This window comes from Paenibacillus cellulosilyticus (assembly GCF_003182255.1).
GTDB lineage: Bacteria > Bacillota > Bacilli > Paenibacillales > Paenibacillaceae > Paenibacillus_T > Paenibacillus_T cellulosilyticus.
Map to the genome: position 1 here is coordinate 23,427 of NZ_QGTQ01000006.1, position 13,690 is coordinate 37,116.

Consider the following 13,690-nt stretch of genomic DNA (forward strand, 5'->3'; position numbering starts at 1 on the left):
GGTGATCATTAGTGTCGTAGCACGTTGTCCATGTCGGAAAGCGGTCGTCCACCACTCCTGTTGCAGCGTTGATACTTGCCAGAATCGACAAGATGAAGCGAAATAAGTTTTTTATTCACATGATGTTGATTCAAGAAGTTATCACAACCCACTTTTTAGGAGGTTTTATTCGCATGAGAAAAAAGGGCCGTTTAGCACTGATGTCACTCCTGACATCACTCGTACTCGTATTTTCTTCCTTCTCGGTTGCGTATGCAGCAACTTGGAGCTCCTCTGATCAATGGGCAACTTGGACGAATGGTGGTTACACGATTTATAACAACATTTGGGGCAGCGGTGCAGGTTATCAAAGCATCTGGGCGAATTCATACAGCAACTGGGGTGTATGGGCGCAGCATCCGGACACAGGCGGCATCAAATCGTATCCGAACGTTACGAAGACGATCAATAAGAAGATCAGCGCTCTCTCGACACTTAGCAGCAGCTTCAACGTAACGGTTCCATCGAGTGGTGCTTACGAATCCACGTATGATATCTGGGCAGGTACGAACAATGCTTACGAAATCATGCTTTGGATGAACAAAGTAGGCGCAGTCAATCCGATCTCCTATAACTGGTCCTCCTCCGGCAGCCCCGTTGCGGTGTATTCGAATGTAAGCGTTGGCGGTCATACTTGGAACGTCTATCAAGGCAGCAACGGCTCGAATGCCGTCTACTCCTTCGTACGTACGAGCAACACGAACTCCGGCACGGTTGACGTACTGGCTATTATGAACTGGATTAAAAACAAAGGTTGGGTCAGCGACGTTGTCGTGAACAGTGTACAATTCGGCTTCGAGATCACTTCTTCCTCAGCCGGCTCTGATTTCATCGTGAATAGTTATTCGGTTACCAATAGCTAAAACGGTTTCGGCAGCGCTTTCAGCGCTGGATTGGATTTAGTCCCTTATCTCAAAGAGAGCGCATTCGGTGATCGACACCTTGTGCGCTCTTTTTTATGTCATTCAGATCCCACGCTCTGCTCTTTAGACGGAACGATTCTGCGATATTCTAACAAGTGAATTTCGGATTTGGCCGTATAGTCACTGGAGCGATACAGATTGGAATCAATGCTCATCGTCAACTTGTCCGTTGCAAGCTCCAATGTTCGGTCTGCTGGGTCATCGACTTTAACAAACATGGATACGACATAAGATGAAACTTCATGTCTCATCTCGAGCTTCGCATCAACGATATGTGGTTCAAACCAGAGAACGGCTGTCCCATAATGCTCGTTTACATATTGTGATATGGACGGTCGCAGCATATCGAATAAAATTTGTTCCGACGTGGCATATACCTTCTTGTACGGCTCCTCACGCGGTGGATTTGCGTTCGCTGTGACAGACGACATTACCATAGTGAGTAAGATCATCGTTTGCAGCAGCTTGATTGCCATTCGTTTCATTGGAATCACCTCCCACTTACCATCACCGTGACAATCGATCCTTATTCTTGCAACGAGCCTCCTATACAAAAAAAGACGATCGAATACATCGACCGCCCTTCATTCTTCCTTCTGTGTGCTTACTTATCATCCAAACTTCTGCTCATAGATCACATTGCCGTCCTTATCCAAGCCACGAAGGGACTGCCATTCGCTGCTGCCATATTCCGCTTCCCATAAGAACAGGAACATATGATCAGCCGTAATACTCTCTCGCATTGGAGCCGGCTGCCCAGTCTCCTTATCCGTCATGAGCAATTCGACCGTTAGGATTCGTTCATCCGATACGTAACCGTAAAATTTGTAGAACGTGCGCTGATCAACATTGGACATCGAGCTTCCCTCCCAGCTATAGGAGAGCCCCTTATCGCGTTCAATCTTAATCCCAGCAACGCCGCCGCCCGCTACCCAACCACCGCGTCGTTTCTGCACGGAATCCGCAGAGAACCATTCCTTATACGTACCAAGAAAGATGACCTGGTTCTTATCGAATGGTACTGTCACCTTACGAACGATGGTCGATGGCCCATAATGAAAGCCGCTCTCCGACAGGCGATGTGCCTGTTCAGGTGTCCGACTGCCCGGTGTAAAGATGTTCTCCCGGTAGATGAGGAATAGCAGAAGAAATACCGCTACCCATTCGACCGTTATGATTAACCATCTCTTATTCACGTCCCATCACCCGCCTTCACTAACGGGATCTCGAGTTCACCATATCGACCGTAGATATCATAGACAAGTTTGGCGCTGCCAACCGGCTTATCCGGCACGTCGAATGAGATATAACCAATAGACCCCCATGTCGTACCGTTCGAGCCGGCGCTATGGCTCAATAGCTCCTGTCCGTCTGGCGTAATAAGCTTCAAGCTCATGGCCGGGAATGTCCATACGCCCTTCGTCTGCTTTGAATGAAACTCATAGGTCACCATAATCTGCTTTGGCGTCACATATACGGCGTTCGCGGTGAACGTGTCGTTGTCGATCGGAAAGCTCTTATCTATTGAGATCGCAACAACCTCTCCATCCGCCTGAAGAGATGCTATCGTATCTCCATTCCCTCGATCCCAGTCATTCGTTACCTTCGAGATGTAATGCACAATCAAGATAATGACGAGTGCTGCAAGAATGAATCTTCTTAACAAGGTAAAAACAAGGTTCATTGCACGCATATTCAATAACCACCGCCTAAATTGGGAATCCGCCAAATATCAAGAAGAGCCCAATAATAATTGCGATAACGCCGCCGATTCTCGCCATAACAAGCGCTGCGTCGCTCGGCTCAGCGTTTTTGAACTGCCATCCATATTGCATGTACCAGCCAACCTTAGGAAACGCGATATTCAGTATCCCAATGATGACGAACAGGAAACCAACGAAACCGAACATATTTGTCCCCCTCATCCTTCACATCGTTAAAGATCCTATAGATTAGACGCAAACAACTCACAAAAGTTACATATTGGATATATAGGAATTTATAAGGTTGTTCAGTTGTAAAGTCGTTCCGTCATGCTTAGGCTATATTCGGCACGATTCGCTCCAATTACACACAGATTGATGCGATGCAGCGCAGTGGGTAACGATAAAAAAGACTGCCATGTGGCAGCCTGTTTAAGTGAATTAGCTATGCTTGAATGTTAGTTGACTGTAAAGCTCTGCAGCTTCCATCGCCGCCTCCATCTGATACTGTACGATAAGCAACAACTTATCGTTATCTGATGAGCCAGGCTTATTCTGAAACCATCGCAATAACTTAGGCGCTTCCCATACCGCTCGCATAGCGAAAGAAGCGATAAAACCAAACCGAGACAGCTCTGACTCCCCAGTCCACCCGGACTCCCTCAGGCCTTCCATGTAGGAAGCGAAGAATAGCTCGCGATATTGTGCGAAATGCTCAATCGGTACATGTCCTCGGCTAACAGCTAATCCTAAAAATCGACCGAGATCTTCGCCTATACCCGAAATGCTGGCGAACTGCCAATCAATCAGCATCACAGGATCATCTGGTTGCTGATCCTTGCGCAGCAGAATGTTCTGCTCGTAATAATCCTGATGAGCGAACACGCGCGGCAGCCGTTCTAATGCAGAAATCCAGTCTCCTACAGCATCCTCCAACTGGTTCAAGCTCAACATAATAGCGGATAATCGTTCATCCGATAACAGCTGTTCAATCGCCCCCTCGTCAAGCTCAGAACGATAGGACATACACTCCTGTATCCATGAACGCATCCACCGAGAATTAATCCACTCATTGCTCGGAAGCGTCTCGCCTACAAGATAAGCTGCCTGGAATTGGCCTAATCTCTTACATGCGAGTCGATAGGCGTCTTTATCCCACTGCTGGAGCTCATGCCCAACATCCTCGAGCCACAGCCATATGGAGCCATCATCAAGATGGTCGATTGAGAAACATTTGGGCGTGACGAAGTTCGCGGGCAGCTGCTGTAGCAGTCCCGACTGATAAGCTTCTACCTCACGTCGCCAATAATTATAATGAGATGTAGAATCACACGTTGGGTCTTGTTTCACAACCTTGAGAATAACGGACCAAGATCTACGCTCTGCATCACGGAGCTTCGTTATTCCTGTTACTCGAAATACCCCGCCAGTAACAAAATTCCGTTCACCCGTTCCAATTGAATGATAACTCCATTCGATTAATTGCCCATCATTCTTATGTAAGACAGCATTGGATATGGCTTGAAGCTTCTGCTGATCGATGCAATTCTCTATGCCTGAGGCATGCATACAGCTTGTCCACCTTTCGATAACAAGAAGATGAGCGCCTCCCATAGCGCTCACCTGCTTGCTAGTTCCATATTCATATCATTGATCTGTACATAAAAGCATACCTTCATTGCCTTCGTGTCAGTAAGTCGATCCACTCATTCATGATGTTCAAGCTGTCCAAGCTGTCCAGTATCTCTATCAAGCAGATGCTCAAGGCGCTTGCGAAGCTCTACCATCTCTACAACACGCTTCTCCATGCGTTCCTGCCTCTTAAGCTTGAATTGATCGATAATCTCGCTTGGTGTCAGACGGTCTAATAAGTTCAGAAGCGCTTGATCGGTCTCCTGCCTTTGCTCTAACCGTTGCAGTTGATACATCATTACAACTTCACTTGTCGTTGGTTTTGATTGCGTCATCGAGACCACCTCCACCCCTATTGTATTCACGGGTGAGATGCGCGACGACTAGGCGAACTACAATCCACTGCTCATTTCTTGTTTCCTGAACCGAAGCCAATCACGTAGCCATCAGGGTCTTTCACCGAGAACTCTTTCCAAGTACCCCAATCGAACTCGGTAACGAAAGGTTCCGCCGCAATAACAGCTCCACTCGACTGTAATTCCTCGAACAACAGCTCGAGCTCATCATGGGTTCGTACATAGGCATACGTATTGCATTGGTTTCGATTAGGACGAACGTCTTCCATCGCTTCCGCTTGAATCAGCTTGAAGCCAAGTCCAAAATCATCACGAATCGCCCAAAATTCGTTCACATCGCATCCAAGCGCTTCGGCATAATAGGCCTGAGAACGTGCCAAATCAGATACTAGCAATACCGTAAGTGAATTCTCGATTCTAGCTTTGACCTGTTCCATAATAAGATCGCTCCTCATCGAATGGTAACAATACCCATTACTAGAATAGCGAATATACGTTCGATTGTAAATAGAACATGGGGTGTTGTTTCCGCAAATCATCGCATCTACTCTTCGTCGTCCTCTTCAAATCATTGGCATAACAAAAAAAACCTGATCGCTCAGGTTCGAGAGGTCTAGCGCTCACGTGTGGTTACGTCCATTAATAACGGCTTCAGCTGATGCTCCCATATCCACTTCGGATGATACTGCTGCCGCACCAGCGTCTTGGCTCGCAGTACCTTCTCTTCTCCCATTCTTCTAACAATGATCGCCGCATGCTCTCGGATGTATGCTTCTTCCGAGGGCTGATATTGCTCCTTCGTCTCATAGCCGAAGTTACGGGCATTCCACCGCATGAAATAAGCATCCAGTCGTTCACCAAGCTCCTTCAGTGCAGGAACGGCTTCGTTGAGTACAATGAAGTTGCCGCGAGACGCTGCCTCCAGCACGATAAGCCCGAATGATTCCGAATAAGAGGAGCAAATAAACAGATTGCTTAACCCGAACAGCTCCATCACCGCTTGATGCGGAAAACCATCAGTCCAACCTTCGTCCGACGTGAACACGATATGCTCCCTCTTGAGACCGAACCGAATACCTACTTCGCATATCTGAAGCTTATACGCCTGACTGCTAATATCAAGTGAAGGAAAATCACAAAATACGATCTTGGCGGAAAGTCCCGATTCAAATGCAATGGCGCCAACCAGTGCAGCTGCCTTCTCGAATTGCTTCCCAGGAGTTAGTCTGCCGGGATAAATCACCAGAATATCAGGGGACAGCAGATCGATTCTTGCTCCCAGCCGACGCAGCGCTTCGCTGGATTCGGCATAAGGATTCCAGCTATTGTACACGGCATGACAGCGATTCAATTCAACCCCGTACTGCCGAGCTAGCGCAGGAAGTCCAGACGCTGTTGGATAAAGGTAGTCCGTATTCGGCATTGCGTTGAATCTTGCCGATAACGGCCAGTTCGCGCGAATCGGGCGCGGAGCCGGCAACGAGTGAGTCATGGCTAGGAAACGGACCTTCGGCAGCCTCTCCTGCACTTGCCTGACTGCGACATTGTGGACCAGATGCCAGCCTTGGTACATAATGTCGTGCATGATGCAGACATCTGCATCACGCAAAACCTCTTCCATGCTGTCCGCAATGACGGCAGCCTCTTCGTAGAAGGACTCATGTACTCGTCCGACTGACTGGGCATAATCCCGCCAATGAATGAGTTCGCCTCGCAGCCGGTTTGTAATTCGCACCCACTCGATACGTTCATCCAGAAAGATTCCTTGGCGTTCTGAATCGGGGCAGTCTTGGCTGACGAGAAGTTTCACGTGAAGCCCCGCTTCCAGCAGCATATGCAGATGCTCTTCCACGACGCTGACAAGGGAATAGGTTTTGGAGAGCCCATTAAACATCGTTAGAATCGCAATCTTCATCCTTGCATCCCCTCTTCGACTATTGGTCATGCATAACAGAGGTAAATATGCGGAATAAGACATCTATATGCATATTTTGAATACCTTTCAAATATGGTGAATGGCGTACGTTAGAGAGGAGGCTTGCAGTATGGCATGTATTGACCTGGGAATTGCCAATGATTTTAACGTGTTTGTATTTACTGACCATACACAATCATCCGTTGACTCTGAGGGACGAGTAGCCGTTGGAGGTAAGGCTACCTATACCAATTATGGAGTGGGCAGTTCACTCTCCGTTTCTCAGACGCGAGATGATCTAGTTGTACAAGGTGAGATCGATATTACATCCGGCGCCAATTTTGCAGGAAACACGATCATTTATCCGAACGGAACCGTAACCAACTATACCATGACCAACAACAATGGCGTGCCAAATCAACCACTCGTCGGTTCTCCCATTGATTTCGACGCGGCTCAACGCGAACTTACCGCTTTATCGCTCAACTTGTCGGCCATTCCGGTCAACGGCACTGTAGAAAATAACTTCGGACAAATTGTGTTAACCGGGACGGATCCCGAGCTTAATGTATTCATGTTTAACGGCCTTAATGTCGACGGAGAAGGATTACGCCTGGATACGGCTAACGGCATCAATATTATCGCCCCATTAGGCTCTACGATCATCATTACAGTCGGCGGCGAGAATGTTGGGTTTGGCAGCTATACGATTTTTCGTAACGGGATAACCTCAACACGGCTGGATGCCACGCTGATCTTATGGAACTTCTTCCAGGCGACAACCGCCTTTAATCAGAATCTGTCCATCACAGGTTCTGTGCTTGCCCCTTATGCGGACTGGGAAGCGATCGGCTTCGGCAATATTAACGGAACCATTGTCGCTAACTCCTTGTCCAACGCTGGCGGAACATTGGAAGAGCACCACGTTCCTTTTGCCGGCTGCTTGCCAGGCAGCGAGACAACTACAAGTACAACAACAACGACTACAAGCAGCACGACGTCAACTACGACAACGCCAGTTCCAACATCAACGACATCCACCACGACTACCGAAAGCACCACATCGACAACCTCTTCATCGACCACAAGCTCTGCCACCATTTCTACTACTAGTACTTCCTCTACGACATCTGCTACGAGCAGTACAAGTTCAACGACCAGTTCCAGTACCTCCTCTACGACAGCGCCGATCATTGTAGGTCCTAACATCATTGCAAGCAAAACCGCAAATGTTACATCGGTTAATATCGGGGACACGATTACGTATACGATTCAAGCCACCAATATCGGCACAGCACCTGGTGAAGCGATATTGTCGGAGGAGTTTCCGGAGCAGATTAAATTCATTCCATCCAGTCTGAAAATCAATGGCGGAAAATTCAGCGGCGTGGATATTACGGAACAGGTCATTATCGGTACGATTGCACCGGGACAGACCGTGACGATTGAGTTTCAAGTATTCGTTGCCGGATTCCCGCCTGGAGGGATCATCCTCAACAATGGCAGCGTTGTAACGGTAGCTCCGGGTACGACGCCAGCTACTTGTTCACCAGGTGTCCTTGCTTTAACAGGGCTGCCTAACGTACCGTCAATACCCGGTCAGTTCCTACCCGTTCTTCCCGTTGTAAGGCCAGGCTTCACCCCGCTTCCCGGCGAACTTATCTCATTAACGCCTCTGGTCAGCGCCAGCGGCAAAGTTCTACTAGCACATCCTGTTACTGTGCCCGGGGTGACCATACCGCCATTTCTCGGCCTAACCATACCACTGATTACAGGAACGCTTCAGCCGATTGAACTTCGGACTCGAATTACGGCGTCTCGTGCTCCTAATGTTTCAGCACCAAACCTAATCGTCTTCCAGCCGTTCTTGGATTTCAACCTCTTCATCGGTCAGCGTATCACGTACAGCTTCTTCATCGTTAATAATGGTAATTTGCCTGCTGTCCGGACACGATTCTTGAATAAGGTCGCGAATAATGCCATGTTCATCGAAGGTACAGTAAGGGTTGGTGATGAGCTGCGATTGACGGATGATCCGAACAATGGCATTAGCCTCGGTCCTATCCCCGTCAATCAAGGCGTAATCGTTCGCTTCGACTTGCTGGTTAATGGCGGAACTTCATTAACGAACAGCTTCAGCGTTGCTGCTGATTTCCTAACTGCCAATAACACGATCACCTCTGCGACATTCCAGTCGAAGCCGATCACGAATCCAGTGCAGCAGCTGGCCGTATCCAACAATGCTAGATTTCTTAAGGTTTCTTCTATCCGAACCGTGAAGGTAAACGGCACCTATGACTATCAATTTACGATAACGAACCTGTCTCCGGACATTGCTGCAATTAATTCGATCTTCTATGACAGTCTGAATCCGGCGTTGGAATACGTCTCAGGAAGCCTTGTCATCAATGGCGTTCCTCAAGGCGACCCGCAGATTGGCATTAGTCTTGGCACCATTGCACCTGGCGCTACCGTAACGCTTTCATTCACGGTTCGGGTCATGTTCGCCCCTACTGGCGAAATCATTGATAACCAAGCGATCCTGTTCTTCGAATTTCGAACCAACATTTCCTGTTTCCGAGGCGGCCTGCGGTCTAATCTGAATCAGGTGACAGTTATTGAAGAAGAGGAAGAATAACGGCCTATTATGCCAAAAGGACGATCGCGAGCAATCACGATCGTCCTTCGTATGTTCTAACGCTCGATAAGTCCGTATTTCCGCTTGATTCGATCCAGCTTCTCCAGCATTGGCCTTGCAAGAATGAATAAGAAGCATACGGTTGCGATCGCATGGACCAAATCGAACCAGAAGCCCGAAATGTAAATAGCGATAATCGATTCCTTCGTGTAAGAATTGGAACCGAACAACGATAGAGAGCTGAAATTCATAATACCGCCGTAGATGACGATAGCGGACAATCCCCCGAAGATGCACAACGACAGCTTGGAGCGCCGCAGCCATTTTATTCTAAACAAGATTCCTGCTAAGAAACCAACAATACCGAAGCTGAACATTTGCCAAGGGGTCCATGGCCCTTGTCCGAAGAAGAAATTGGAGACGAATCCTGTAACCGCACCGACCAAAAATCCAGCCTCTGCTCCGAGACTTACACCTGTAATGATGACGATAGCTAGAACGGGCTTAAACTGCGGCAGCATGAAGAAGGCAGAACGTCCAGCCACCGCAATGGCGGCTAATACAGCGATCACGATTAACTCTCTCGCCTGCGGTTTGCGACTCTCGAACACCATCGCGAACGGAATGAGCGTGTACAGGATGATGAGCAGGCTGATAAAGTAATATTTCCGGTCATCCATGACGACGATTCCCATTACGATGGTCGCCGGAATGACGACAAGGATGAGCAATGAAGCAAGCAAAGTGCGACGGTTCATCCATCCCCTGTTCATCGGCTGTTGAGACATCTTGTAATCACACTCTCCGTCGTTACGGCATCGCGCCATAAATGTCGTGCCATTCGATTAGCAGCTGTCGTATAGAAATGGTTACCTGCGAAGAACGTATTCGTCTCATTGCTGGCAATCATGCTGCCATCGAAGAACATCGAGCATACCTCCCCATATTTCGCACAAAACTCAATGTCATGAGAAACCATAATGATCGTAACGCCATCCGAACGCAGCTTATGTAGAAACGCTCCGAGCTTCTCCTTGAAGAACGCATCCAGTCCCTTAGTAGGCTCATCCAGCAGAAGAATCGTCGGGTTCAACAAAAGGACTTTGGCTAGCGCCGCTCGCTGCTGTTCCCCTCCGCTAAGATCATACGGATGCATCGCTAATAGGGACTCCAGCTCAGCGAACGCTACGACTTGATCGACCTTCGCCTTCTTCTCCTCTGAAGACAGCTTCACATCCGACAGCACCTCGTACAGGTCGAGCTCCACCGTCTTCTTGACGAATAAGGACTGTGGGTTTTGCGGCAGTACGCCTAGACGATTATGGAATAAGTCGCGTACCTTCATAGCGCTTGGCTGCTGCCCTTCTACAAGCACCTTGCCGCGATTAGGTTTTAGAATGCCGCTAAGAAGCGATAAAGTCGTGGACTTCCCCGTACCATTCCCACCGACGATGCAGTAGAATTGTCCTCTCCTAACTTCAAACGACAAGTCCTTGATGATGTCAGCCCCATGCTTCTCGTACTTGCACCATACGTCTTTGAATTGAACGACGACTGGGTTAGGATTTGCAGTCTTGCCGGTAGAGACGATCTGCTCCATAGGTTCGGCTGCTTCCTGCAGCATGTTATCCTGCAACCACTGTCTGCCTTCCTTTATCGTTAGAGGACGCTGGCTGTCCATTGTTCCTTGCCTTGTCACAGCTGCGTGTATTCGCATGGGTGCTGGCATTGAAGCAAACATAGGATGTCCAGCTGCGCGCAAAGCTTCGCCGGCTGCACGCGGAGTATGATCGGCGATGATGGCGCCTCTGTCCATAACGATCAGTCGGTCGGAGATCGGCAGCACTTCCTCCAGCCGGTGCTCGCACATGATGACGGTCGTGCCGAGCTCCCGATTGATCCGCTGCACCGTATCAAGGAATTCCATCGCTGCAATCGGATCCAATTGGGATGTGGGCTCATCCAAGATCAATACAGACGGATGCATGGCCATTATGGATGCAAGGTTGAGCAGCTGCTTCTGACCGCCAGAGAGCTCGGCTACGTTGCGATGGAACCAGGTCTGAATGCCGAAGAAGCTGGCCATCTCCGCAACTCGCAGCCTCATCGTTTGTTGATCAAGTCCAAGACTCTCTAGCCCGAATGCAAGCTCATGCCACACTTTATCGGTCACGATCTGATTGTCGGGATTTTGGAGGACGAAGCCGATATCGGCGGCCTGGGTTCGAAGATCGGCAGCGTTAAGCGGTTGTCCCTTATAGAGAATCGCTCCACTCCGTTCACCGTGTGGCGTAAGCACCGACTTGAGATGCCGCAGCAGCGTACTTTTTCCACAGCCAGACCGGCCAACAACTGTAACGAATTCCCCGCTATTGATCGACAAATTCAAGGTGTCGAGTGCCTTCTTCTCCTGCTCGGGAAAAGCAAAGCTTAAGTCTTTGATATGATAAATTTCCATTTGAGTTCCTCCACGAGCGATATAATAGCGGGCAGCATACATAGGAGGCCGTAAGCCGTATATACTACTGCGCTTAACCAGGACTGATCCTTCATATGGATGGAAGGGAAGTAACGAATCGTATTTTCTCCGGCCGAGGCTCCAATGAGAACCGCAGCGATAAGTATCGCCAGCGTTATGAGCATCGTTTGGTCTCTTCGATCCAGCCGATAAAGCGAGAAGCTCGTGCGACCTGGCAGGCCGTACCCCCTTGCCTTCATTGAGTCTGCGGTCTCGATCGCATTTTCCATCGCCCATGTTGTCATAATGGACAGGATACGTATACCATGGCGTGCTCGATGAACGACATTGCCCTGCGTCACATCTCTGCCGATACTGCGCTGCGCGACAGAGATAACTCGAATCTGCTGCTTGAATCGCGGCACGAATCGAAGCACCATGGAGAAAATGAGCGACAACGCAGGAATGATGCGTCCGAACAAGTAGATGAATTTGTCCGATGTCATCACTTTGTTGTAGCAGGAGAACCAGACCATCACCGTTATGAGCATGCATGATGATGCGATTCCGTATAGGATAGATTCCAGAGTCACTGGGTTGCCGTCCTTCATGTAGAACAGAATCGTTACGCCAGCATGATTGAACAGAGGGTTAGCAGCTGCCAGGATAATGAGCATCGGCAGCATATAGAGCACATTGAACCGTATTGCCTTGATTCCGTTCAGTACAATGGAATACGTAACAGCGCTGATCAGTGCGATCCCTTGGAATACCGGATGCATGAAGATCATACTGAAAGCTAAGACAACGACGAAATAACCGAAGTTAACGATCGGATGATAGGCAGCGAATGAATCCCGTCTCATTCGTCTCCCCCCGCGCTCGACTGACCGCCGCCGATGTCGCGGCCAAGATCACACGTATACAGCCACTCAATAACGTCGCCATCTTTCAACTGATAACGGCTTGCGCCATAGTTCGGGAACCATTCATTCACTCGGTACATCCATCCGCTAAGCTCGCCGCAGTCGAACTCATAAATATTGTTAATGCCCTCAATATAGTTGCTGTTATAGAGAGGCGTCATCTCGAATTCCATATGAATCTTATGCTTCTTCATCTCGCGATGCAGCACGTCGAACACGCTCTCCCCTTCGTAGAACGTTACCTGCGTCGCGGGGAATATCACCCCGTCATCAGGCAGAACCTCAAGCTTATCTTTATTGAATTGATCCAAATGATCGAGAATCGTCTTGCACATGACGGATAACGTTACGGTATACGATTTCTTCTTGTCTACGTCCGCGTTCTGCGGCTCGACTGGTTCTGGCTTGCCTGCTGGCACAGGCTCCGTTTGATACTTGTCCTTGTCTGTATCCTTATTCTCTGTACTGCTGTTACTTGCTTGACTGTCCGTTCCCTTGTCTGTTGTCGCAGCCTGACTGGACGTGCTCGACTTATCCTTATCGGAACTATTCGCAGCCGTACTTGTTCCTTGAGCGCTGGCGCTCTGTGGTTTGCTCGTCGCCGGCGTCTTCGTTCCGGCGGTCTGTTGAACGGTTTCACCTTTCGTTTCTTGCGTTGCAGCAGCCTTGTCTGTACCCTTCTCTACAGCTGCATCTGGGCTCGTATCTGTCTTCTCTTCTGAACCATCTTGTGCAGTGACACCTTCAGATGATGAATCCGCCACACCTGATGAGCTCAAGTTGTCCGATTGAGCTGTCTCCTGCTCCGTGTCATCTGATAAGACACTATCGTCAGACACTTCTGGTGATATCGCTGCTGTTGTATCGGTAATCGTTTGGCCTGTGGTCGTTCCTGTCGTCTTATTGCTGCTTGATTGCGATCCGTTCCCACCATAGAAGTAAGCGACAGCTAATACTACAATAATGACGACGAAAGAAAGCCATTTTGTCGCAGACCGTTTCATATGTGTTGTACACCCCCAAATAACGAGGCAAGGGCATAAGATATGCCCTTGCCTCCTTCCATCTTTAATGCTTATTCAAATACGCCTTGCCGCGCA

General features: G+C 48.9%; 14 protein-coding genes. 2 read left to right on the forward strand and 12 right to left on the reverse strand.

Annotated elements, in window-relative coordinates; translation table 11 throughout:
• The first annotated feature begins 173 nt into the window (after positions 1-173).
• Entirely contained in the window at positions 174-902 is a 729-nt protein-coding gene (locus DFQ01_RS10540) for a GH12 family glycosyl hydrolase domain-containing protein (protein WP_110043865.1), read from the forward strand.
• A 98-nt stretch (positions 903-1,000) separates the two neighbouring features.
• Here the strand turns inward: DFQ01_RS10540 and DFQ01_RS10545 are convergent, their stop codons facing one another.
• The 8 genes from DFQ01_RS10545 to DFQ01_RS10580 form a co-directional block, all read right to left on the reverse strand.
• The gene (locus tag DFQ01_RS10545; RefSeq protein ID WP_110043866.1) at positions 1,001-1,447 is read right to left on the reverse strand and encodes a hypothetical protein; all 447 of its coding nucleotides are present in this window, start codon (positions 1,445-1,447) and stop codon (positions 1,001-1,003) included.
• A 126-nt stretch (positions 1,448-1,573) separates the two neighbouring features.
• A complete protein-coding gene (locus DFQ01_RS10550; RefSeq protein WP_110043867.1) occupies positions 1,574-2,158 on the reverse strand; it encodes a hypothetical protein in 585 nt (194 codons plus the stop codon).
• Positions 2,155-2,655: a hypothetical protein gene (locus DFQ01_RS10555; RefSeq protein ID WP_110043868.1), complete on the reverse strand. Its 501-nt coding sequence runs from the start codon at positions 2,653-2,655 to the stop codon at positions 2,155-2,157. Before DFQ01_RS10555 ends, DFQ01_RS10550 begins: the two co-directional genes overlap by 4 nt.
• Before the next feature lie 16 nt (positions 2,656-2,671).
• Positions 2,672-2,872 (reverse strand): DUF6199 family natural product biosynthesis protein, encoded by a 201-nt coding sequence (locus DFQ01_RS10560; RefSeq protein ID WP_110043869.1) that lies wholly within the window; start codon positions 2,870-2,872, stop codon positions 2,672-2,674.
• A 234-nt stretch (positions 2,873-3,106) separates the two neighbouring features.
• Complete coding sequence (locus tag DFQ01_RS10565; protein ID WP_110043870.1) at positions 3,107-4,234, reverse strand: phosphotransferase; 1,128 nt, start codon at positions 4,232-4,234, stop codon at positions 3,107-3,109.
• A gap of 137 nt (positions 4,235-4,371) precedes the next feature.
• On the reverse strand, positions 4,372-4,632 hold the full coding sequence (locus DFQ01_RS10570) for a hypothetical protein (RefSeq protein WP_110043871.1): 261 nt from the start codon (positions 4,630-4,632) through the stop codon (positions 4,372-4,374).
• 71 nt (positions 4,633-4,703) lie between these two features.
• Positions 4,704-5,090, reverse strand: a complete 387-nt coding sequence (locus DFQ01_RS10575) for a VOC family protein (RefSeq protein ID WP_110043872.1) — start codon at positions 5,088-5,090, stop codon at positions 4,704-4,706.
• Positions 5,091-5,266: 176 nt separating this feature from the next.
• Complete coding sequence (locus DFQ01_RS10580) at positions 5,267-6,568, reverse strand: glycosyltransferase family protein (RefSeq protein ID WP_110043873.1); 1,302 nt, start codon at positions 6,566-6,568, stop codon at positions 5,267-5,269.
• A gap of 130 nt (positions 6,569-6,698) precedes the next feature.
• Between DFQ01_RS10580 and DFQ01_RS10585 the strand changes: the two genes are divergently transcribed.
• On the forward strand, positions 6,699-9,206 hold the full coding sequence (locus DFQ01_RS10585) for a choice-of-anchor A family protein (protein WP_174812686.1): 2,508 nt from the start codon (positions 6,699-6,701) through the stop codon (positions 9,204-9,206).
• 56 nt (positions 9,207-9,262) lie between these two features.
• Here the strand turns inward: DFQ01_RS10585 and DFQ01_RS10590 are convergent, their stop codons facing one another.
• Genes DFQ01_RS10590 through DFQ01_RS10605 form a run of 4 tightly spaced genes read right to left on the reverse strand, consistent with a single transcriptional unit; the run spans position 9,263 to position 13,594 of the window.
• Positions 9,263-9,964, reverse strand: a complete 702-nt coding sequence (locus tag DFQ01_RS10590) for an ECF transporter S component (RefSeq protein WP_174812753.1) — start codon at positions 9,962-9,964, stop codon at positions 9,263-9,265.
• 11 nt (positions 9,965-9,975) lie between these two features.
• The gene (locus DFQ01_RS10595; protein WP_110043876.1) at positions 9,976-11,664 is read right to left on the reverse strand and encodes an ABC transporter ATP-binding protein; all 1,689 of its coding nucleotides are present in this window, start codon (positions 11,662-11,664) and stop codon (positions 9,976-9,978) included.
• Entirely contained in the window at positions 11,637-12,530 is an 894-nt protein-coding gene (locus DFQ01_RS10600) for an energy-coupling factor transporter transmembrane component T (protein ID WP_110043877.1), read from the reverse strand. The genes DFQ01_RS10595 and DFQ01_RS10600 overlap by 28 nt, the downstream gene beginning before the upstream one ends.
• Positions 12,527-13,594, reverse strand: coding sequence for a DUF4430 domain-containing protein (locus DFQ01_RS10605; protein ID WP_110043878.1), 1,068 nt, complete (start codon positions 13,592-13,594; stop codon positions 12,527-12,529). The genes DFQ01_RS10600 and DFQ01_RS10605 overlap by 4 nt, the downstream gene beginning before the upstream one ends.
• Positions 13,595-13,690 lie beyond the last annotated feature (96 nt).

Bases quoted from the DNA above. Each gene is read 5' to 3' on its own strand.
- DFQ01_RS10540 (WP_110043865.1), top strand. From the start codon at position 174: ATGAGAAAAAAGGGCCGTTTAGCACTGATGTCACTCCTGACATCACTC.
- DFQ01_RS10545 (WP_110043866.1), bottom strand. From the start codon at position 1,447: ATGAAACGAATGGCAATCAAGCTGCTGCAAACGATGATCTTACTCACT.
- DFQ01_RS10555 (WP_110043868.1), bottom strand. From the start codon at position 2,655: ATGCGTGCAATGAACCTTGTTTTTACCTTGTTAAGAAGATTCATTCTT.
- DFQ01_RS10560 (WP_110043869.1), bottom strand. From the start codon at position 2,872: ATGTTCGGTTTCGTTGGTTTCCTGTTCGTCATCATTGGGATACTGAAT.
- DFQ01_RS10565 (WP_110043870.1), bottom strand. From the start codon at position 4,234: ATGCATGCCTCAGGCATAGAGAATTGCATCGATCAGCAGAAGCTTCAA.
- DFQ01_RS10570 (WP_110043871.1), bottom strand. From the start codon at position 4,632: ATGACGCAATCAAAACCAACGACAAGTGAAGTTGTAATGATGTATCAA.
- DFQ01_RS10575 (WP_110043872.1), bottom strand. From the start codon at position 5,090: ATGGAACAGGTCAAAGCTAGAATCGAGAATTCACTTACGGTATTGCTA.
- DFQ01_RS10580 (WP_110043873.1), bottom strand. From the start codon at position 6,568: ATGAAGATTGCGATTCTAACGATGTTTAATGGGCTCTCCAAAACCTAT.
- DFQ01_RS10585 (WP_174812686.1), top strand. From the start codon at position 6,699: ATGGCATGTATTGACCTGGGAATTGCCAATGATTTTAACGTGTTTGTA.
- DFQ01_RS10590 (WP_174812753.1), bottom strand. From the start codon at position 9,964: ATGAACCGTCGCACTTTGCTTGCTTCATTGCTCATCCTTGTCGTCATT.
- DFQ01_RS10595 (WP_110043876.1), bottom strand. From the start codon at position 11,664: ATGGAAATTTATCATATCAAAGACTTAAGCTTTGCTTTTCCCGAGCAG.
- DFQ01_RS10600 (WP_110043877.1), bottom strand. From the start codon at position 12,530: ATGAGACGGGATTCATTCGCTGCCTATCATCCGATCGTTAACTTCGGT.
- DFQ01_RS10605 (WP_110043878.1), bottom strand. From the start codon at position 13,594: ATGAAACGGTCTGCGACAAAATGGCTTTCTTTCGTCGTCATTATTGTA.